The following is a 20,659-nucleotide window of genomic DNA, read 5'->3' as shown; positions in this document are numbered from 1 at the left end:
CGGCCATCATTCTGCTGCCCATCATTCTGCTGCTTGACCCTTGACGATGGCATCGTTGGCGGCACCGTCGTCGAGCAGGAAGCCGCCCGATTGGCGCTGCCAAAGCTGCGCATAGAGCCCGCCGCTGGGGACGAGTTGCTCATGCGAACCTTCCTCGATGATGCGGCCCTTGTCCATGACGACGAGCCGGTCCATCGCCGCTATGGTCGAGAGCCGGTGCGCGATGGCGATGACGGTCTTGCCTTGCATGATCTGGTAGAGGTTCTCCTGGATGGCGGCCTCGGCCTCGGAATCAAGCGCAGACGTCGCTTCGTCGAGAATGAGGATCGGCGCGTCCTTCAGCATAACGCGGGCAATGGCAATGCGTTGCCGCTGGCCACCGGACAATTTGACGCCGCGATCGCCTACATGCGCATCGAAACCCGTCCGGCCACTGGCGTCCGAAAGCCTTGATATGAAATCAAGTGCCTCGGCGCGGCGTGCTGCCTCGACCAGCATCTCGTTGCTGGCGTCCGGCCGGCCATAAAGGATGTTCTCGCGCACCGAACGATGCAGCAGCGAGGTGTCCTGCGTGACCATGGCGATCTGGGCGCGCAGCGAATCCTGCGTCACCGCCGCGATTTCCTGGCCATCGATCAGGATCTTGCCGTTTTCAAGGTCGTAGAAGCGCAACAGAAGGTTGACCAGCGTCGACTTGCCGGCCCCCGAGCGGCCGACGATGCCGACCTTTTCGCCCGGCTTCACCGTCAGCGACAGGCTCTCGATCACACCCTTCTGCTTGCCGTAGTGGAAGCGGATGTCCTCGAAACGGATCTCGCCCTTGGTCACGGCAATGTCCTTGGCGCCAGGCCTGTCTTCGACGAGGCGCGGCAGCGAGATCGAGCTGATGCCGTCCTGCACCGTGCCGATATTCTCAAACAGGGTGGACATCTCCCACATGATCCATTGCGACATGCCCCACAGCCGAAGAACGAGGCCGATGACCAGGGCGACGGCGCCGATCGTCACCGCCTGGCCGAGCCACAGCCACAGCGAGATCGCGGTCACCGAGAACAACAGCAGCGAATTCAGCATGTAGAGCAGGCCGTAGAGCTGCGTCACCAGCCGCATCGACCGGTAGACCGTATCGAGAAAGCCGGCCATCCCTTCCCGGGCGAAGGACGCCTCGCGGCGCGCGTGCGAGAACAGCTTGACCGTCTGGATGTTGGAGTAGCTGTCGACGACGCGGCCGGTCATGGTCGAGCGCGCGTTGGCCTGCTCCTCGCCGACCTTGCCCAATCGCGGGATGAAATTGCGCAAGAGCAAGACATAGCCGGCAAGCCAGACGGCAAGCGGTGCCGCCAGCCGCCAGTCGGCCGAGCCGACGATGAACAGCATGCCGAGGAAATAGACGACGACATAATTGAGCACGTCGATGAGCTTGATGACGCACTCACGCACGGCGAGCGCGGTCTGCATCAGCTTGGTCGCGATGCGCCCAGCGAACTCGTCCTGATAGAAGCTCATCGACTGCTTGAGCAGGTAGCGATGCACCTGCCAGCGGATACGCATCGGATAATTGCCCATCAGCGTCTGCTGGCTGAGGAGCAAACGAAACCAGACCGTCGCCGGCAGCGCGAACACCACGATGAAAGCCATGCCCGCGAGCTTCCAGCCCTCGGTCTGCAGGAATGTCTCGCGGTTCTGCGCCGACAGCCAGTCGACGATCCGGCCCATGAAGCCGAACATCCACACCTCGGCAAGGGCGATAGCCGTCACCAGCATCGCATCGATCGCGATGTAGGGCCAGGCACCGCGCGTATAGTGCACGCAGAAGGCGATCAGCGTCTTCGGCGGCTCGACCGGCTCCTCGGCAGGGAACGGATCGAGCCTTGTTTCAAACCAGCGGAACATTGTCTTGGTACTCATGTGCTTGTTTTCGCTCACGCGGCGCGGAGCGCGTGGCATCCTTGGAGCGCGTAGCGTCAAAGACCGGCGTGCCGGAATCACCCGGGCCGCCGGTCCTGCTTCGCGCAATATAGGTTGTCGCGGGCTTTTCGCCGACAGGCTCGTTTGACGATCCTGACAGCGCTGTGTCGACAACCCGGAGTGTCGCGACGGTCTCTGCGCCAGGCCGGATCAGCCTGATGATCCGGCGCACCAGCGACGGCCGGCTGCGGTCGGGAACCGCGCGCGAGAAATCGACGTCCGGCAGCATGCCGCGATGCGGGCGCCGGCGGGTCTCGGCGTGAGCCGCAGACGAATAGGTTTCGCCGATCAAAAGCGCCCAGGTCGCCATCCTGCGCTCGTGCAGGCCTCTTGAACCGGGAATTTTGCAGGGATCGAACATCGGTCCGTCCTCCATGTGAAAATACGGGAAAAAGTCCGGCCTGTTCGCAGGCGAATGGCCGGCGAAAGGCAGGGATTGAACAGCGGCGTGTTCAGGTGGGGCGTTCAGCCCCTTCGACAGCTTGAAAAACATCGCAGGATTCCTTCGAAGGCCGAAAAAGGTTTCGGCTAAGAATCGGTGCGATCGAAGTCTAAAGCGTCAGGAGAATCGTCGTACCGAAACCGCCGGCAGGCTGGTAAGCCCACAAGAGGGGCGCTGGATGTACATGATCATCATGAATTACCCCTCCATCGGTTCGGGTTGACAATGCCCGGCGTATAACCGACTTCGCAGAAAATGGCCACCCACCAGTCCGGCAATTTCCAAAACCGCGAACCTGCTGTGGCCGATCTGCCACTTATTAGAAGGATGCGGAAATGAACGACCGTCTCCGCATCGCGCTCTACCAGCCGGATATCGCCGGCAATACCGGGACAATCCTGCGCTTCGCGGCTTGCCTCGGTCTCGGCGTCGACATCATCGAACCGGCCGGCTTCCCGCTCTCCGACCGGGCGCTGAAACGGGCCGGCATGGACTATCTCGAAATGGCGGCTCTGACCCGGCATGTCGACTGGCACGCCTTCGAGAACTGGCGCAGAGGCGAAGCGCGGCGGCTGGTGCTGCTGTCGACCCGAGCCGCGACCGCCTACACCGATTTCGCCTTCACCGACGCCGACATTCTTTTGTTCGGCCGTGAATCCGCAGGTGTGCCGGATCCTGTCCACGAGGCGGCGGATGCGCGACTGATCATCCCGATGCAGCCGGGCACGCGCAGCATCAACGTCGCGCTTTCCGTCGCCATGGTGGCCGGCGAGGCGATCCGGCAACTCGGATAGGATTTGCAGACCCTCAGTGGGCGCTGCGATTATAGCCGCTTTCTGGCCGACGACTGCACCGTCTCTTGTCATTCTCACCCAGGCGCACATCCCCTTCTCCTGCGGTTTGCATGTCCAGGGTTTCTTCGTTACAAGCTCAACTTAACTTGAGGTCAAGCGGAAAATTCGAATGGCTGCGGCAACGGAATTGACAGTCGGACAAGTGGCAATGCGCAGCGGCGTGGCGGTGTCGGCGCTGCATTTCTACGAGGCGCGCGGACTGATCCGCAGCCACCGCACATCAGGCAATCAGCGGCGCTACGGCCGCGACGTGCTGCGGCGTGTGGCGATCATCAGGGTAGCGCAAGAGGTCGGCATCTCGCTGGCCGAGATCGGTGCCGCACTTGAATCGTTGCCTGAGGGCCGCACGCCGACGCGCGAAGACTGGAATCTGCTTTCAACGGCCTGGCGCGACCAGCTCGATCGCAAGATTGCCCAGCTGAAGAAGCTGCGCGACGGGCTGACCGACTGCATCGGCTGCGGCTGCATGTCGATCGACAAATGCCCGCTGCGGAACAAGGGCGACCGGCTGGCGAAGCAAGGGACTGGGGCTAGAAGACTAGTGGTCCCTTCATCCCGCTGACGCCAGCGCTGCCCCTCAATTCTGCGGCGTGGCTGATTGGCGAAACCATTGACGACGGTGTCCTTTCTCCCCGTCACTATACGGGGAGAAATGTCCGGCAGGACAATGAGGGGCAGCGCCGGCCTTGGCAATTCGCCTGGGGAAGGTACGTCCCGCCAGGTTCTAATCCGCCGCGGGCAATCGCCTGATCGTGAACTCGATGACGTCGCCGGGCCGCTCGAACCAGCTTTCGATCTCGGTCCAGTAGGCCTGCTTGGGAAAGCGCTCGAACCACTCCTTCGCCTTGAGCCGCGCATCGGAGCGCGGCAGGACGAAGGTCTCGCGCAGGAACCCGTCGCGCGGCATGCGCGCGCGCTCGGCGCGCGAACGGTCGAGCCTCTTCTTCAGGCCATCCAGCGGCGGTCTTGCCGGGGTGCGCACGAAAGAACTCCATTCACACTTGACCCTTGCACCTAAGAGATTAGGGATCGCGGCCGGAAAAGACGAGTCATTTGTCGGGGCACGCGCCCCACAACCGGAGACAGCATTTGCAACGACCCGAAATAGCGGCGGGGCTGCCGGCCGACATCGAACAGAAGAAGAGGAAGGCGCGGCTGTGGTTCGAGACGTTGCGCGAGCGCATCTGCGCCGCCTTCGAGCAGATCGAGCAGGACCTGCAGGGGCCGCAGGCTTCATGGTCGCCCGGCCGCTTCGAAAAGACGCCGTGGGAGCGCGACGCCGGCAAGGGCGGCGGCGGCACCATGTCGATGATGCGTGGCCGCGTCTTCGAGAAGGTCGGCGTCCACACCTCCACCGTCTATGGCGAGTTCTCGCCGGAATTCAGGAAGCAGATGCCGGGCGCCGAGGAAGACCCGCGCTTCTGGGCGAGCGGCATTTCGCTGATTGCTCATCCGTGGAACCCCAACGTGCCGGCCGTGCACATGAACACGCGCATGGTCGTCACCTCGCGCCAGTGGTTCGGCGGCGGCGCCGACCTGACGCCGGTGCTCGATCGTCGCCGCACCCAGGATGACCCGGACACGATTGCCTTCCACCGGGCCATGCGATTCGCCTGCGAGAAGAACGCCGGCGTCGCCGACCACGCGAAATTCAAGGCCTGGTGCGATGAGTATTTCTATCTGCCGCACCGCGACGAACCGCGCGGCACCGGCGGCATCTTCTTCGATTGGCTGCATTCGGGTGAGGACAAAGGCGGCTGGAACGCCGATTTCAACTTCGTCCAGGATGTCGGGCGATCTTTTCTCGTCGTCTACGGACATATCGTGCGGGCCAATTTCAACGACAACTGGACCGACGGCGACCGTGAAGAACAGCTCATTCGCCGCGGCCGCTATGTCGAATTCAACTTGCTTCACGATCGCGGCACCATCTTCGGACTGAAGACCGGCGGCAACGTCGCCTCGATCCTGTCCAGCCTGCCGCCGGAAGTGAAATGGCCGTAAAATCTCGGTGAGTCGGACGTGAGCCGCAATGAGGTCCAAATCGTTTGATTTTGGCGGCGAATGTGGCGCGCAGAATATCTTTTTCGTCTAATATCCACTTGAAAAAACAGGGCTATTTTTCGTTCCGGGCCGGGAAACGCCGGCGGTTCATCCTCCCTAGAACCGCGACGCGACGCGACCGGACGGCCCATGATTGAGTGGGGCACCTTCCCAAAATGGTGCCCTCATTTTCCAGGAGAGCATGCCATGCGCAAGCTTATTATGTCGGTTGCGGCTGCCGCCGTTCTTGCCTCTGGTGGCGCTGCCTTCGCAGCGGTCAAGCACACCACGGGCACGGTCAAGACCTATGATGGAACGGCCATGAGCCTTGTTCTGGATAACGGATCTACCTTTACGCTGCCCAAGGCCTTCAAGAATCCTGGCCTGAAGGCCGGCGAAAAGGTCCGCGTTTCCTGGGACATGAGCGGCAAGCACAAAATTGCCGAGGCAGTCAGGATCATGAAGTGATCGCCTGCCCGCTGGAGCAAGGCGAGGTCTTGCCTCCGGGGTAGTGTTAAGAGGGCGGAGCAGCGATGCTCCGCCTTTTCTGTCTTTGCGGCAACCAAAACCATTCGACCGTGTTATGCTTGCTCGGCCAGCGCATGACCCGAATACCGACACCCGGTTTCAGACAGGGATCATGCGTCCATCAAAGGTGCTGGAGCTTCCGCGTTCAAGCAAATGGGCGGCGCTCCGGGGAGGAAAAGGGAGAAATCCGATGAAAGAATTCCACTGCGGCTCGCTCGTTCCGGGTTGTGACTGGCATACGCGCGCCGAAGAGGAAGCCGAGGTCATGCGTCGTGCGGTCGAGCACATGCGCGAGACGCATGGCGAGACGATCATCCGCGAGACGATGATCGAAGCCATCCGTTCGCGCATCGAAAAGCCCCGCGACGCGGCCTGATTGCCTAAGAGACTGTTTCGAAATTCGCTCTGGCGAGTCATATGGTGGTGGTTTCGAGAACCGGAGCGCAGCGGACATTAGAGCGCTGCGCGTCCAATTGGACGCGCAAAGGACGCTCTAACACTTTGCATTTGCGCATGATCCTTTCCGGGAAACCGAAATCGGTTTCCGGGGTCATGCGCTGGTCCGTGAGCACCGGCCTACGCCGGCCGTAGCTTTAACTGCCACGACCGCTCATAAGTGCTTCGGCCGGCGAAGGCCGGAAGCGCAGAAAACGCCATCAGATGGCCGCCCGAGTAGAGTTTCCAAACGGTCTCTAACTTTCGAGTGCTTCTGCGGCGCGCTCGAGGAGCGCGCCGCGATCCAGCGCAAAGCCGGACTCGACCCATTCGTTTTCGAGGTTCTTCAAGGTTGCGCCGAGTTTCGGTCCGGGCGACGCACCAAGCGTCGTCAGATCGGCGCCCTTGAGCGGAAAATCGGGCTTTTTCCACTTTCCGGTGAAGGCCAGCAGGCGCGAGAAGCCGCCGGCTTCGAGCAGCGCGTCATTGTCCTCGACGGCGCGGGCTCGAGCGGAAGCGAGCGACAGCCGTAAGCGATCGACAAGGCCCTGGTGATCGCCACGATACAGCCGTTTTGCGAGTTCGGCTTCGGTCGTCTTCGGCTCGACAGGCGCTGTCAGCGCCCACTGCCTCAGACGGCCGGCATCGCTGACGGAGAATCTCAGCCGCTCAGAGAGCATCTTCATCCGCGCGGCGTCCGGCGGCACGATCGCTTCCAGCCTGAGCAGCGGGTCCGGCGTCCAGCCTAGATCCTTCTCGGCCCTGGTCAGCGCATGGATCGCATCGATGCCCCATTTCTCGCTCTCCGGCAGAACGCTGGTGAGCACGCTGGCCTGGCGCATCCACAGCAAGGCGCGCGATGGATCGGGGGCCGACAGCAGCTTCTTCAGCTCGGACCAGATGCGCTCGACCGAGAGTTGGCCGAGCCCCTCCTTGAGCCGGGCGCAAGCCTTCAGCCCTTCGGCATCCGGCCGGCCGTCGCCATACCAGGCGAAGAGGCGGAAAAAGCGCAGGATGCGCAGATAATCCTCGCGGATGCGCGCCTCCGGATCGCCGATGAAGCGCAGCCGGCGCGCCTCGATATCGGCGACGCCGCCGACCAGGTCGATGATCGTGCCGTCGGCCTCTGCATAAAGCGCGTTGATGGTGAAATCGCGCCGTTCCGCGTCCGCCTTCCAGTCGCGCCCAAACGTCACTTTTGCCCGCCGGCCGTCGGTCTCGATATCGGCGCGCAGCGTTGTCACCTCGAACGGCTTTCCGCCGGCGACAATCGTGATGGTGCCGTGCTCGATGCCGGTCGGCACGGCCTTGAAGCCCGCCGCCTCGGCGCGGCGGATGGTCTCATCGGGCACGGTCGTGGTGGCGATATCGACGTCGGCGACCGGCTGGCCGATGAGCGCATTGCGCACCGCACCGCCGGCGACACGCGCCTCCTCGCCGCCAGCCGCCAGCGCCGCCAACAGCCGCTGCAGGTGCCGTTCGCCGAGCCAGTCGGCCTTGCCCGCGAGCGACATCCGGCCGCTCACGTATAGAGCCTTTCGTAGAGCGTGCGGATGATGCCGGCGGTGACCCCCCAGATCCGCTGGCCGCCATAGGGCATTTCGTAGAAGACCCATTCGAGGTCGTTCCACATCCGGCTGTCGCGGCTGTGGTTGGCCGGGTCCATCAGGAAGCGCAGCGGCACTTCGAAGGCGGCGTCGACCTCCTGGGAATTCAGCGTCAGTGAAAAACCCGGCCGCACTATTCCCAGCACCGGGGCGATCCGGTAGCCGCTGCCGGAGACGTAATCGGGCATGCGGCCGATGATCTCGACCCGGTCCCGGCCGAGACCGATCTCCTCGAATGTCTCGCGCAAGGCCGCCGCCTCCGGGCTCGCATCGCTCGGGTCGATCGTGCCGCCGGGAAAGGCCACCTGCCCCGAATGGTTGCGGAGCTTTTCCGCCCGCTTGGTCAGCAGAACCGTGGCGTCGCGTCCGTGATCGACCACCGGGATCAGCACCGCGGCGTCGCGCAGCGCCTTTGCGAGCTTCAAACGCGGATGGCCGGGGTTGAAGCGATGGTCGCCATAATCGTCGGCGGCATGCGCCAGCGGCTGCGCCGCAACGCGGGCGCGAAAATCCGCGGCGGAAAACGGCGCCGGCGTCACTTGGTCCATAGCGTCACCTGGTCCATCATGCCCCGGTCCATTTGGCGCTGCCCTCTCATGCGCTCAGCCGCTGCAGTTTTTCGGCCGGCATTATCGGATAAACCGCGCCCTTCGAGCGGACGGCAAACATCCTTCGACCGCCGACCTCGATCTCCTCGCCATGCTCGACCAGTTCATACATCACCGGCCGCGCCACCAGCGCCTCCAGCCGTCCGCGCACCAGCACATAGGGTTTCAGGCCGCCGGTCGCGTCCTCGTCGACGAAGCGCAGCGGATGCTCCGGCCCGGCCTCGACCACATCTCCGACATTGGTGCGAAAGGTGACGACTTGGCCATCGCCGGTGCCGCAAACATCCATCTCGACGGCGATGAAAGGCGCATCGACGACGCGGATGCCGACCCTTTCCACCGGCGTCACCAGATAGGTCTTGCCGTCTTCGTCCTTGCGCAGCACGGAGGAAAACAGTTGCACCAGCGGCATGCGGCCGATCGGCGTGCCCTGGTAGAACCAGGTGCCGTCCTGTCTGATCTCCATGTCGAGATCGCCGCAAAAAGCCGGGTTCCAGCGCTCTACTGGGGCCGGCCCCTTGCCCGCGCGGGCGGCACGCGAGATCAGCGCCTCCAGTCCGCGCGCCTCGGTCGCGGTCGTCAAACTTTCATCACGATCTTCGGCGCGTTCTGTCATGGTCACGAAATAGTCACTGTTGTTCCGCTTGTCAGCATAAGTCAGTGATTTAAGTTCAAAGACAGGCGCCACTCGAGGCCGAATCGCGGCACTCTGTGGCGTCTTGGGTGCAAGCCGGTATTTCCAACGAGAAGGATCGATGCTGCATGAGCGTGATGATCAAGGAAAGCCCGATCAGCGAAAAGGACATGATCGCCCAGGCCGAGACGGCGCTGGCCGACATTTCCAGGGTTCGCGAGGGCATCGGCCGCGTCATCTTCGGCCAGGAAAGCGTCGTCGAACGCACGCTGGTGGCGCTGTTGGCCGGCGGTCATGCGCTGCTGGTCGGCGTGCCCGGCCTCGCCAAGACCAAGCTGGTCGAAACGCTGGGCATCGTGCTCGGCCTCGATTCCCGCCGCATCCAGTTCACGCCCGACCTGATGCCGTCCGATATTCTCGGCTCCGAGGTGATGGAGCAGGACGAATTCGGCAAGCGCTCCTTCCGCTTCATCTCCGGGCCGATCTTCGCGCAGTTGCTGATGGCCGACGAGATCAACCGCGCCTCGCCGCGCACCCAGTCGGCGCTGCTGCAGTCGATGCAGGAATACCACGTCACCATTGCCGGCGTCCGCCACGACCTGCCGGCGCCCTTCCACGTGCTGGCGACGCAGAACCCGCTGGAGCAGGAGGGCACCTATCCGCTGCCCGAGGCGCAGCTCGACCGTTTCCTGATGCAGGTCGACATCCTCTATCCGGAAATCGAGGCGGAGCGCCGCATCCTTCTGGAGACCACCGGTATCGAGGACGCCAAGGCGCAGAACGTGCTGCAGCCGGCGCGGCTGAAGGAGATCCAGACCCTCATTCGCCGCATGCCGGTGCCGGAAAGCGTCGTCGAGGCGATCCTCCAGCTGGTGCGCTCGGCGCGCCCCGGCCAGGGCAATGCCGAGACTGACAAGCACGTCGCCTGGGGCCCGGGGCCGCGCGCCAGCCAGTCGCTGACACTGTGCGCCCGCGCCCGCGCCCTCTATGATGGACGGCTGGCGCCGTCGATCGACGATATCAGAGCGCTGGCCGAGCCGGTGCTGCAGCACCGCATGGCGCTGACCTTTGCCGCCCGTGCCGAGGGCACGACCGTGCGCGACGTGGTGGCGAAACTGGCAAAAGGCATGTGATGGCGCGTATAGGCGAGGCCCAGGCACCGGCGGCGACGCGTGACGCGCTCGCCCGCGGCCGGTTGCGGGCGTCGCTGGTGCCGGACCTGCTGGTCGAGGCGCGCCGCATCGTCAACACGGTGATCGCCGGCTGGCACGGCCGCCGCAAGCGCGGCATCGGCGAGAATTTCTGGCAGTTCCGGCCCTATGTCGAGGGCGACTCCTCGCGTATCGACTGGCGCCGCTCGGCCCGCGACGAGCACATCTATGTGCGCGACCGCGAATGGGAGGCTGCCCATACGGTGTGGCTGTGGGCCGACCCCTCGCCTTCCATGCTGTACAAATCGACCGGAGCCACCGTCTCGAAGGAATCCCGCGCGCTGGTGCTGGCGCTGGCCATGGCTGAGCTTCTATCGCGCAGCGGCGAGCGCATCGCCTGGCCCGGGCTGACCGATCCGTTCACCGCCCGCAACGGCGCCGAGCGCATCGCGGCACAACTCACCCATGCCGGCGAATTGCCGGTGAAGCCCGACCTATCCGCTATTCGCCGCTTCTGCGACATCGTCATCGTCAGCGACTTCCTCGATCCGGTCGAGGACACCATCGCCTGGCTCGACGTGCTCGCCCGCCACGGCGTGCGTGCCCATCTGATCGAGGTCGCCGACCCGGCCGAGGAGAGATTCCCCTATGCCGGCCGCACCGAGTTCACCGATCCCGAGACCGGCGACAAGCTGACTGCCGGCCGTGCCGAAACGCTGGGCGATGAATACCGACTGCTTTACATCGCCCGGCGTCAGGAACTGACCGACTGGTGCAAGCGGCTCGGCTGGAGCTTCACCGTCAACCACACCGACCGCCTTGCCTCCGATGCGCTGGTGCGTGTCCACATGGCGATGACCGTCGATGGCAGCTCAGCCGGGAGGATCCGCGCGTGAGCTGGCTGCCGCTATCCTTCGGGGCACCGATGGTGCTGTGGGGCCTTCTGGCGCTGCCGGTGATCTGGTGGCTGTTGCGGTTCACCCCGCCCAAGCCGCAGACCGAGGTCTTCCCGCCGCTGAAGATCCTGGCCCGCGTGCTGAAGCGCGAGGAGACGCCGCAACAGAGCCCGTGGTGGCTGACGCTGCTCAGGCTGCTGATGGCGGCCCTCATCGTTGCGGCGCTTGCCGAACCTGTCTTCAACCCGCGTGAAAGACTGCCGGCCGAGGGCGCCGCTCTTGCGCTGGTCATCGACAATGACTGGGCAAGTGCCGCCGACTGGGGCCAGCGCGTCGCCACTGCCGAACGGCTGATCACCGATGCCAGCTCCAACGACGTGCCCGTCATCATCGCCTTCACCGCCGAGAAGCCGAATGCCGAGATCGGTCCCTTCGACGCCGCCACCGCGCTCGACCGGCTGCGCGCGGCAAAGCCGCGGCCGATCCCGACCGACCGCCCTGCCGTCTACGCTCGCGTCGCGGCAACCCTGGAGACCTTGCCGGGCGCCAGCGTTGCCGTGCTCGCCGACGGTCTGGCGGCGGAAGGCGACGAGGCCGCCTTCAACACGCTTTTGTCGAAAAACGCCGCCCGTGTCGTCTGGGCCGCCTCCGACCGGCCTGGCCTGATCGGCCTGACCGGCGCCGACAACCAGGTGGACGGCTTCGAGCTGACCGCCATCCGCGCGCCGGGCGATCCGGCGCCGGCTCAGGTGACCGCCGGCGCCTTCGACGACAAGGGCCGCCGTATCGCCGACGCCACGCTGACCTTCTCACCGGGCGAATCCACCGCCACCGGCACGATGGCGGTGCCGTTCGAACTGCGCAACGACTTCGCCTCGATCGCGCTCGACGGCCAACGGCAGGCCGGCGCCGTCCGCGTGCTCGACGAGAATTCCAAGCGCCGCCGCGTCGGGCTGCTGTCGCAGGCCGAGGCCGACCAGGCGCAGCCGCTTTTGTCGCCGCTGTACTATATCCGCCGCGCGCTGCAGCCCTTCGCCGATCTGACTGAGCCGTCGAGCGCCGACCTTGCCGATGCCATCCCGCAACTCCTCGACCAGAAGCCGGCAATGATCGTCATGGCCGATGTCGGCACCATTCCGCAGCAGGTGCGGCAAAGGCTGGTCGACTGGGTCGACAATGGCGGCACGCTGGTGCGGTTCGCCGGCTCGCGGCTGGTCGCCGCCGGCAATGACGACGACCTGCTGCCGGTCAGGCTGCGCACCGGCGAGCGCTCGCTCGGCGGCGCGCTGTCGTGGACGACGCCGCAGCCGGTCACCGATTTCACGAAGACCGGTCCCTTCGCCGACCTCGCTCCGCCCGCCGAGGTCACCGTCACCAGGCAGGTGCTGGCCGAGCCGACGCCCGATATCGTCGAGCGCACCTGGGCCACGCTTGCCGACGGCACGCCGCTGGTGACCGGGATGAAGAAGGGCAAGGGCACGCTCGTCCTGTTCCATGTCACGCCGGAGGCGACCTGGTCGAACCTGCCGATCTCCGGCAGCTTCGTCGAGATGCTGCGGCGCATCGTGCAATTGTCGCGCAACCAGGGCGCGGCGGTCGCCAATGCCGAAGCCGCAGCCGCCTCGCTGGCGCCCTACCGCATGATATCAGCCGACGGCACGCTTGTGCCGCCGACCCCGGATGCACGGCCGCTGGTGCCGGGTGCCGGCCCGCTGCCGGTGACGTTCGACAACCCGCCCGGCCTGTACGGCTCCGAAACCGGCGTCCTCGCCCACAATCTGCTCAATGCCGAAAGCAGCTTCGCACCGCTGGTCCGTCCTCAGATCACCGTGCCGGTCACCACCATCCAGTACGCCTTCGACGAATCGCACAATTTGAAGGGCCCGCTGGTTGCGGCAGCTCTCTTGCTGATGGTGCTCGACACGCTGGCCGTGTTCTGGATGGGCGGCCTGTTCTCGCGCCGGCCACGCCGCGCCGGCACGGCTGCTGCGACCACCGCCGCCCTGCTGATTGCGCTCGGCGCCCTGGTCGGCCACACCGACATCGCCCGCGCCGACGATGCCAAACCTGGCGACGAACGGGCGATCGAGGACATTTCGAAGACCCGGATCGCCTATGTGCAGACCGGCGAACGGAGTGTCGATTCGATCAGCCAAGCCGGGCTGGAGGGCCTGACCCGCTTCCTGATCGAGAAGACCGCGCTCGAGCCGGGGGCGCCGGCCAGCGTCGATATCTCGAAGGACCAGCTTGCCTTCTATCCGCTGATCTACTGGCCGATCGATCCTGCCGCGCCGATGCCGAGCCAGGCCGCGATCGCCCGCGTCGACGCCTATATGCAGCAGGGCGGCACGGTGCTGTTCGACACGCGCGACCAGTTCGCCACCGGCATCGGCGCGGATTCGGCCAGCCCGGCGACGGAGCGGCTGCGCGACATCCTCGGCAACCTCAACGTGCCGGCGCTGGAGCCGGTGCCGTCGGACCATGTGCTGACCAAATCCTTCTACATCCTGCCTGAGTTTCCCGGACGCTTCGCCGGCGGACCGCTCTGGGTCGCGGCGTCGCTCGAAGCCAGCAACACCGAGAACCGCCCGGTACGCACCGGCGACGGCGTCTCGCCGATCATGATCACCGCCAATGATTTCGCCGGCGCCTGGGCGGTCGACGAGAATGGCGACCCGCTTTTGCCGACCGTGCCGTCGGACCCGATGCAGCGCATTTATGCGCTGCGCGCCGGCGTCAACATCATGATGTACATGCTGACCGGCAACTACAAATCCGATCAGGTGCATGTGCCGGTGCTGCTCGAACGGCTGGGGCAGTAAGCCATGAACTTGTCGCTCGCCTTCGAACCGCTCATCTCCTGGCCGCTGCTTGGCCTGGTGCTGGCGCCGCTGTTGCTGCTGGCATTGGTCGGTTTTTGGTTTCGCCAGCGCGGCGCGGTCTTCCGTTTTGCCGCCCTGCTGGCGCTGGGTGCGGCCCTGCTCAACCCGGTGTTGCTCGACGAAGAGCGTGAGGCGCTGAAAAGCGTCGTCGCCGTCGTCGTCGACCGCAGCCAGAGCCAGGACATTGGCGAGCGCACCAAGCAGACAGACGAGGCGCTGGCCGGGCTTCAGCAGCGTCTTGGCCGCTTCAAGCAGTTCGACGTCCGCGTCGTCGAGGCCGGCAAGTCGGAAGCCGCCGAGGAGCGCACCGAGACGCGGCTTTTCGGCGCGCTTGAAAGCGCTTTCCGCGACGTGCCGCCTTCGCGCATCGGCGGCGCCATCATGATCACCGATGGCGAGGTGCATGACGCCCCCGGCGGCACGCCCGACTTCAACGCCCCGCTGCACGCGCTGATCACCGGCAACGACCAGGAAAAGGATCGCCGCATCCGCTTCGAGAATGCGCCGCGCTTCGGTCTGGTCGGCAAGCCGCTCGAAATGACCTATCGCGTCATCGGCACCAACAACGAGGCCGGCTCGGTCGACGTGCGCGTGTCGGTCAATGGGGAGCAGGTTTCGGTCGAGCGCGCCACCATCGGCCAGGCCATGCCGCTGCAGGTGACCATTCCCGGCGCCGGCCGCAACATCGTCGAACTCGCCATCGACCCCGAGCCCGACGAACTCACCGACACCAACAACCGCGCCATCGCGCTGATCGACGGCATCCGCGAGAATTTGCGCGTGCTGCTTGTTTCCGGTGAGCCGCATGCCGGTGAGCGCACCTGGCGCAACCTTCTGAAATCCGACGCCTCGGTCGATCTGGTCCACTTCACCATTCTGCGGCCGCCGGAAAAGCAGGACGGCACGCCGATCAACGAACTGTCGCTGATCGCCTTCCCGACGCGCGAGCTGTTCGTCGAGAAGATCAAGGATTTCGACCTGATCATCTTCGACCGCTATCAGCATCGCGACGTGCTGCCGATCCTCTACTACGACTACATCGCCGAATATGTCGAAAAGGGCGGCGCGCTGCTGATCGCGGCAGGGCCCGAATATGCCGGCGAAAGCTCTATCGCCCGCACGCCTTTGATCTCGGCGCTGCCGGCGATGCCGACCGGCGAAGTCGTCGACAAGGCCTTCTATCCGCGCCTCACCGAGCTCGGCCAGCGCCATCCGGTGACGCGCGGGCTCGACGGCTCCGCCACCGAGCCGCCGCACTGGAGCCGCTGGTTCCGCACCATCGGCGTCGAGAACCCTGAGGGCGAGGCGGTGATGAAGGGGGCGGACAACCGACCGCTGCTCCTGCTCGACCGCAAAGGCGAAGGCCGCGTCGGCATGTTCTTGTCCGACCAGGGCTGGTTGTGGGCGCGCGGCTTCGAGGGTGGCGGCCCGCATGTCCAGCTCTATCGCCGCATCGCCCACTGGCTGATGAAGGAGCCCGAACTCGAGGAGGAGCGGCTGACCGCCGACGGCCGCGGCATGATGCTGGAAATCCGCCGCCAGACGATGAGCGACGATCCCGGCCCGGCGCAGATCATCACCCCGTCCGGCAAGGCGATGACCGTCAAGCTAGAGAGAGCCGAACCCGGCGTCTTCCTGGGCAGCATCGAAACCAGCGAGATCGGCCTCTACCAGGTCGGCAATGGCGACCTGAAGGCGCTTGCCCATGTCGGCCCGGTCAATGCGCCGGAATTCACCGACGTCGTCTCCACCGAGAACCGGCTGAAAGCGCCGGTCGAGGCCACCGGCGGCAGCGTGCGCCGGCTGGCGCAATCATCGACCCTTGGCAATCTCACCGGCGGCGTGACGCTGCCCTCGGTCGTCCCGGTTCGCTCCTCGGGCGCGGCGGCCGGCAACGACTGGATCGGCCTGCGCACCACCGACGACAGCGTGCTGAAGGCCGTCTCGCGCGTGCCGCTGTTCGGCGGGTTCCTCGGCCTCGGCCTGCTACTTCTGGCATTGGGCTCGATGTGGTACCGCGAGGGGCGGTAGCGCTGCCCTACTCCTCCGGTTCCGTCGTGAACATCAGCGGGTAGCCCTTGGCCTTGCCGGCATCAGTCGCCCGTGTCGCCTTGGTCTCGGCGACGTCCCTGGTGAAGACGGCGACGACGCAGACGCCGCGCTGGTGCGCGGTGATCATCACCCGCCGCGCCTGGTCTTCGCTCAGCTTGAATTCGCCCTTGAGCACCGTCACCACGAACTCGCGCGGCGTGAAATCGTCATTGAGGAGGATGACCTTGTAGAGCTTCGGCCGTTCGATCTGCGGCTTCGTTTTGGTGCGGGGTTTGGTGACGATCTCAGGCATCGGAACCGGCAATTGTGCGCAAGAATTTCGCGTTTATTCTGGCATAGCCAAAAGCGATCGTCCATTTTTGGACCGCCCGCAAACCGCCTTCCCGGCGGGCGCGGCCGTTCACAAGTCCGTGCCTATGTGGGACCGCCGCCAAGCCGCGCAGAAACGATACGGGCCGTTTCGTTTAGAAAAAACTACCGCCGCAACACCGCACTCAGCACATCCCTGACGCCGATGGCGCCGACGAAGCGCGACTGGTCGTCGAACAGCGCCACCGGTGCGGTCTGCGAGCGGTGCATGGCCAGCATCACCGTCTTCAGCGAGGTGCCGGGATTGGCCCAGAATACCTGCGTCGTCTCCTCCGGCTGCGCCTCGACATCGGCGCACGACACCCAGAACGCCGGCTTGCCGTCGCGCTCGGCCGCCGCCACCAGCCCGTGCTCGTCGATCTTGAAACGCGTCGTCTTGCGGCGGTCGAGCCACACCCAGCCGTCCTCGCCGTGGTCGAGATCGCGGCGGTCGCGCATCACGTTCCAGGCGGTCAGCACCGAGAGCGGATTCACATTGGCGATGAAGTCGCGGACATAGTCGTTGGCGGGGCGCAGCACGATGTCTTCCGGCGCGCCGGTCTGCACGATGCGCCCGCCTTCCATGATTGTGATGTGGCTGCCGATCTTCAGCGCCTCCTCGAGATCGTGGCTGACGAAGATGATGGTCTTCTTCAACTCGGCCTGAAGCTGCAGCAATTCGTCCTGCAGCTTGGTCCGGATCAGCGGGTCGAGCGCCGAGAACGGCTCGTCCATCAGCAGGATCGGCGCTTCGGTGGCAAACGCACGCGCCAGCCCGACGCGCTGCTGCATGCCGCCGGAAAGCTCGTGGGCGTATTTCGACGCCCACTGGTCGAGGCCGACGAGCTTCAACTGGCGCTCGACGCGCGCCTTGCGCTCGGCTTCGGGCACGCCGGAAAGCTCTAGGCCGAAGCCGACATTTTCCGCGACGGTGCGCCAGGGCAGAAGGCCGAACTGCTGGAACACCATGGCGACCCGCGTCTGTCGGATGTGGCGCAGCGTGGCGGCGTCGCAGGCCGCGACATCGATCATGCGGTCGCCGTCCTTGACCATGACGTTGCCGCGCGCCGGCACGTTGAGCAAGTTGACGGCGCGGAGCAGCGTCGATTTGCCGGAGCCGGAAAGGCCCATCAGGACGGAAATCTCGCCCTCGTTGACGGTCAAATTGGCGCCGGCGCAGCCGAGCACGGCGCCGGTCTTCTCCAGGATTTCCTGACGCGTCGCACCCCTATCTACGAGCGCCAGCGCTTCCTTGCGCGCCGTGCCGAAGACGATGTCGACATTCTTGAAATCGACCGCAGCGCTCATTTGGCGGCTCCCGTGCCGATGCGGCTGATGCGGTCGAGGATGATGGCGAGCACGACGATGGCGAGGCCGGCTTCGAGCCCGAGCGGGATGTTGACCGAGTTCAGCGCGCGCACCACCGGCTTGCCGAGGCCGTTGGCGCCGATGAGCGCAGCGATCACGACCATGGAGAGGCAAAGCATGATGCACTGCGTCAGCCCCGCCATGATGGTCGGCAGCGCCGCCGGCAGCTCTACCTTCCACAGGAGCTGGCGTTTTGTCGCGCCGAAGGCTTCGCCGGCCTCGATCATCGGTTTCGGCACCGAGGTTATGCCGAGATGCGTCAGGCGGATCGGCGCAGGAGCGGCGAAGATGACGGTGACGATGAGGCCGGGAGCGATGCCGAGGCCGAAGAGAATGAGCACCGGGATCAGGTAGACGAAGGTCGGCATAGTCTGCATAAGGTCGAGGATTGGCTGGAGATAGCGGTAGCCACGCTCGTTATGCGCCGCCCAGATGCCGATCGGCACGCCGATGGCCATGGAGGCCGCAGCGGCGCCCACGACCAACACCAGCGTCTCGACGGTTTCCTGCCAGAGATCCTGGTTGACGATGAACAGGAGGCCGAGCGCGACGGCAAGCGCCAGCTTCCATGATTTCTGCAGGTACCAGGCAAGCCCGGCTATGGCGGCAACCAGGAGAACCGGCGGGACGAGCAGCAAAAGATCGACCAGCCCGTCGAGAACGACGGTGAGCCCGTCGGCGATACTGTCGAAAAACCACTCGAAATTGGTGGTCAGGAAGTCGAAGAAGGTCTTGCCCCACCGCCCGATCGGGATCTTGAAGCTCGAAATCAGTTGCGAAACCGGATCCATGGCAAATGTCCCCTCATTTCTTCTTCACCCTCCCCCTGGCGGGGTGGGTCGAACCGCGCAGCGCAGCGGAGCGGGTGGTCACGGTTATGCTCCGTTCTGCACCACCCCACCGCGGCGCGTGCCGCGCCTCCCCGCAAGGGGGAGGGTGTAAGTCTGCTACGAACCCAGCGCGGTTTTCACGGCGGCCGCGGCGTCGCCGCCGTCGAACGTCGTCACACCGGCGAGCCATGGCGTCATCGCGTCCGGATTGGCCTTGAGCCATTCGGTAGCCGCGGCCCTCGGGTCGGCGCCGTCATTGAGGATCGCACCCATGATCTCGTTTTCCATCTTGAGCGAGAACACCATGTTCTTGAGCAGCGCGCCGACGTTCGGGCATTCAGTGGTGTAGCCGGCCCGGACATTGGTGGCGACGGTCGCGCCGCCGAAATTCGGGCCGAACACCTCGTCGCCGCCCGACAGATAGGCCATCTTGATGTTGGCGTTCATCGGATGCGGCTCCCAGCCGAGGAAGACCACGTCTTCGCCCGATGCCGCCGCCTTCTGCACCGCCGACAGCATGCCGGCCTCCGAGCTTTCGACGAGCTCGAAATCCTTCAGGCCGAACTTGTCGGCGGCGATCATGTCGAGGATCAGGCGGTTGCCGTCATTGCCGGCTTCGATGCCGTAAATCTTGTTGTCGAGCTTGTCCTTGAACTTGGCGATATCAGCGAAATCCTTGAGACCGGCGTCATAGGTGTGCTGCGGCACGGCGAGCGTATACTTTGCGCCTTCGAGGTTGGTCACGATCGTCTCGACCGACTTGTCTTCGAGATAGGGCTTTATGTCGGCTTCCATGGTCGGCATCCAATTGCCGAGGAAGACGTCGACGTCCTTGTTCTTCAGCGAGGTGTAGGTGACCGGAACCGACAGCACCTGCACGTCGGGTTCGTAGCCGAGCGCTTCGAGGATGACGCTGGCCGTAGCGGTGGTGGCGGTGATGTCGGTCCAGCCGACATCGGCAAAACGCACCGGCTTGCAGCTTTCCGGCTCGGCGGCGAATGCGCCGCCCGCGGAAAGAAATGCCGCCAGACCGAAGCCGGCGGCGAATAGTTTCATACGCGACATCATGTATTCTCCCATTGTGATCTATCGGCGAAGCGAAGTTGCGGTTTTGTCTCCGCCTTGTTTCGTCAGCCAAACACCATTCTGGTGCGGTTTCAAGCGATAAGACAATCGCGACCAACGGCGCGGGCTGGCCGATCAGCGACACGTTCGCCGCTTTTCTGGTGGAATGTGAGGACGCCCCCTCCCCGCGCCGGGACAACTCGGCTTAAAAGGGCGGCATGGCCAAGCTGTACTTCCACTACGCGACAATGAATGCCGGCAAGACGACGATGCTGCTGCAGGCCTCGTACAATTACCGCGAGCGCGGCATGACGACGATGCTGTTCGTCGCCGGCCACTACCGCATGGGCGATACCGGGCTGATCTCGTCGCGCATCGGCCTGGAGACGGAGGCTGAGATGTTCCGCGACGGCGACGACCTGTTCGCCCGGGTCGCCGAGCATCACGACCACACGACCGTGCATTGCGTCTTCGTCGACGAGGCGCAGTTTCTCGAGGAGGAGCAGGCGTGGCAGCTCGCCCGCATTGCCGACCGGCTGAACATCCCGGTGATGTGCTACGGCCTGCGCACGGATTTCCAGGGCAAGCTGTTTTCCGGCTCGCGCGCGCTTCTGGCGATAGCAGACGATCTGCGCGAGGTGCGCACCATCTGCCGCTGTGGCCGCAAGGCGACGATGGTCGTGCGCCTCGGCGCGGACGGCAAGGTGGCGAGACAGGGCGAACAGGTGGCGATCGGCAAGGATGTCTATGTCTCGCTCTGCCGCCGCCACTGGGAAGAAGAAATGGGCCGCGCCGCGCCCGACGATTTCATCGGCTTCACCTGAAGCGGGGGGGGGGGGGGGGGGGGGGGGGGGGGGGGGGGGGGGGGGTTGTGTGGGGGGGGGGGGGGGGGGGGGGGGGGGGGGGGGGGGGGGGGGGGGGGGGGGGGGGGGGGGGGGGGGGGGGGGG

The 20,659-nt window shown here is 65.0% G+C and carries 20 protein-coding genes; 10 read left to right on the top strand and 10 right to left on the bottom strand.

The window, feature by feature from the left end; genetic code table 11:
• Window positions 1–21: 21 nt before the first annotated feature.
• Both AC0L3I_RS17265 and AC0L3I_RS17260 read right to left on the bottom strand, forming a co-directional pair.
• Window positions 22–1,893: an ABC transporter ATP-binding protein gene (locus AC0L3I_RS17265; RefSeq protein WP_473527762.1), complete on the bottom strand. Its 1,872-nt coding sequence runs from the start codon at window positions 1,891–1,893 to the stop codon at window positions 22–24.
• Entirely contained in the window at window positions 1,877–2,461 is a 585-nt protein-coding gene (locus AC0L3I_RS17260) for a hypothetical protein (protein WP_473527678.1), read from the bottom strand. The genes AC0L3I_RS17265 and AC0L3I_RS17260 overlap by 17 nt, the downstream gene beginning before the upstream one ends.
• Window positions 2,462–2,745: 284 nt before the next feature.
• On the opposite strand from AC0L3I_RS17260, the gene AC0L3I_RS17255 reads away from it, so the two are divergent.
• Together AC0L3I_RS17255 and soxR are read left to right on the top strand one after the other, a co-directional pair.
• A complete protein-coding gene (locus AC0L3I_RS17255; protein WP_473527677.1) occupies window positions 2,746–3,204 on the top strand; it encodes a tRNA (cytidine(34)-2'-O)-methyltransferase in 459 nt (152 codons plus the stop codon).
• Window positions 3,205–3,373: 169 nt separating this feature from the next.
• Window positions 3,374–3,826: a redox-sensitive transcriptional activator SoxR gene (gene soxR / locus AC0L3I_RS17250; RefSeq protein ID WP_473527676.1), complete on the top strand. Its 453-nt coding sequence runs from the start codon at window positions 3,374–3,376 to the stop codon at window positions 3,824–3,826.
• Window positions 3,827–3,988: 162 nt separating this feature from the next.
• On the opposite strand, the gene AC0L3I_RS17245 is transcribed toward soxR, so the two are convergent.
• A complete protein-coding gene (locus tag AC0L3I_RS17245) occupies window positions 3,989–4,246 on the bottom strand; it encodes a hypothetical protein (protein ID WP_192356034.1) in 258 nt (85 codons plus the stop codon).
• A 107-nt stretch (window positions 4,247–4,353) separates the two neighbouring features.
• Here AC0L3I_RS17245 and hemF point away from each other — a divergent pair, with 107 nt between their 5' ends.
• The 3 genes from hemF (at window position 4,354) to AC0L3I_RS17230 (ending at window position 6,211) form a co-directional block, all read left to right on the top strand.
• Window positions 4,354–5,268 carry an oxygen-dependent coproporphyrinogen oxidase gene (hemF, locus tag AC0L3I_RS17240; RefSeq protein ID WP_473527675.1) on the top strand — a complete coding sequence of 305 codons (915 nt, stop codon included), beginning with the start codon at window positions 4,354–4,356 and terminating at the stop codon, window positions 5,266–5,268.
• 246 nt (window positions 5,269–5,514) lie between these two features.
• Window positions 5,515–5,775 (top strand): DUF1344 domain-containing protein, encoded by a 261-nt coding sequence (locus AC0L3I_RS17235; RefSeq protein WP_123149376.1) that lies wholly within the window; start codon window positions 5,515–5,517, stop codon window positions 5,773–5,775.
• A 250-nt stretch (window positions 5,776–6,025) separates the two neighbouring features.
• The gene (locus AC0L3I_RS17230) at window positions 6,026–6,211 is read left to right on the top strand and encodes a DUF1059 domain-containing protein (protein ID WP_473486812.1); all 186 of its coding nucleotides are present in this window, start codon (window positions 6,026–6,028) and stop codon (window positions 6,209–6,211) included.
• A 316-nt stretch (window positions 6,212–6,527) separates the two neighbouring features.
• Here the strand turns inward: AC0L3I_RS17230 and AC0L3I_RS17225 are convergent, their stop codons facing one another.
• Genes AC0L3I_RS17225 through AC0L3I_RS17215 form a run of 3 tightly spaced genes read right to left on the bottom strand, consistent with a single transcriptional unit; the run spans window position 6,528 to window position 9,101 of the window.
• Complete coding sequence (locus tag AC0L3I_RS17225; RefSeq protein ID WP_473527674.1) at window positions 6,528–7,784, bottom strand: CCA tRNA nucleotidyltransferase; 1,257 nt, start codon at window positions 7,782–7,784, stop codon at window positions 6,528–6,530.
• An 8-nt stretch (window positions 7,785–7,792) separates the two neighbouring features.
• Complete coding sequence (locus tag AC0L3I_RS17220; RefSeq protein ID WP_473527673.1) at window positions 7,793–8,425, bottom strand: CoA pyrophosphatase; 633 nt, start codon at window positions 8,423–8,425, stop codon at window positions 7,793–7,795.
• A 46-nt stretch (window positions 8,426–8,471) separates the two neighbouring features.
• Window positions 8,472–9,101: a DUF1285 domain-containing protein gene (locus AC0L3I_RS17215; protein ID WP_473527761.1), complete on the bottom strand. Its 630-nt coding sequence runs from the start codon at window positions 9,099–9,101 to the stop codon at window positions 8,472–8,474.
• A 146-nt stretch (window positions 9,102–9,247) separates the two neighbouring features.
• Here AC0L3I_RS17215 and AC0L3I_RS17210 point away from each other — a divergent pair, with 146 nt between their 5' ends.
• The 4 genes from AC0L3I_RS17210 to AC0L3I_RS17195 are packed head-to-tail and all read left to right on the top strand — an operon-like array spanning window position 9,248 to window position 16,079.
• A complete protein-coding gene (locus AC0L3I_RS17210; protein WP_473527672.1) occupies window positions 9,248–10,252 on the top strand; it encodes an AAA family ATPase in 1,005 nt (334 codons plus the stop codon).
• The gene (locus AC0L3I_RS17205; RefSeq protein WP_473527671.1) at window positions 10,252–11,166 is read left to right on the top strand and encodes a DUF58 domain-containing protein; all 915 of its coding nucleotides are present in this window, start codon (window positions 10,252–10,254) and stop codon (window positions 11,164–11,166) included. Before AC0L3I_RS17210 ends, AC0L3I_RS17205 begins: the two co-directional genes overlap by 1 nt.
• Window positions 11,163–13,988 (top strand): DUF4159 domain-containing protein, encoded by a 2,826-nt coding sequence (locus AC0L3I_RS17200; RefSeq protein ID WP_473527670.1) that lies wholly within the window; start codon window positions 11,163–11,165, stop codon window positions 13,986–13,988. The genes AC0L3I_RS17205 and AC0L3I_RS17200 overlap by 4 nt, the downstream gene beginning before the upstream one ends.
• 3 nt (window positions 13,989–13,991) lie before the next feature.
• Complete coding sequence (locus tag AC0L3I_RS17195) at window positions 13,992–16,079, top strand: hypothetical protein (RefSeq protein ID WP_473527669.1); 2,088 nt, start codon at window positions 13,992–13,994, stop codon at window positions 16,077–16,079.
• A gap of 7 nt (window positions 16,080–16,086) precedes the next feature.
• On the opposite strand, the gene clpS is transcribed toward AC0L3I_RS17195, so the two are convergent.
• The 4 genes from clpS to AC0L3I_RS17175 all read right to left on the bottom strand — a co-directional run bounded on the left by clpS (window position 16,087) and on the right by AC0L3I_RS17175 (window position 19,711).
• Window positions 16,087–16,392, bottom strand: a complete 306-nt coding sequence (clpS, locus tag AC0L3I_RS17190) for an ATP-dependent Clp protease adapter ClpS (protein WP_029349886.1) — start codon at window positions 16,390–16,392, stop codon at window positions 16,087–16,089.
• A 182-nt stretch (window positions 16,393–16,574) separates the two neighbouring features.
• Complete coding sequence (choV, locus tag AC0L3I_RS17185) at window positions 16,575–17,756, bottom strand: choline ABC transporter ATP-binding protein (protein WP_473527668.1); 1,182 nt, start codon at window positions 17,754–17,756, stop codon at window positions 16,575–16,577.
• Entirely contained in the window at window positions 17,753–18,607 is an 855-nt protein-coding gene (gene choW, locus AC0L3I_RS17180) for a choline ABC transporter permease subunit (protein ID WP_095494431.1), read from the bottom strand. Before choW ends, choV begins: the two co-directional genes overlap by 4 nt.
• Before the next feature lie 156 nt (window positions 18,608–18,763).
• Window positions 18,764–19,711 (bottom strand): choline ABC transporter substrate-binding protein, encoded by a 948-nt coding sequence (locus AC0L3I_RS17175; protein WP_473486877.1) that lies wholly within the window; start codon window positions 19,709–19,711, stop codon window positions 18,764–18,766.
• Window positions 19,712–19,929: 218 nt separating this feature from the next.
• On the opposite strand from AC0L3I_RS17175, the gene AC0L3I_RS17170 reads away from it, so the two are divergent.
• A complete protein-coding gene (locus AC0L3I_RS17170; RefSeq protein ID WP_473527667.1) occupies window positions 19,930–20,535 on the top strand; it encodes a thymidine kinase in 606 nt (201 codons plus the stop codon).
• Window positions 20,536–20,659: the final 124 nt, after the last annotated feature.

This window comes from Mesorhizobium sp. WSM4840, assembly GCF_055811755.1.
The sequence above is the reverse complement of the archived record's forward strand: the minus strand, read 5'-3'. Positions and strand labels throughout refer to the sequence as shown.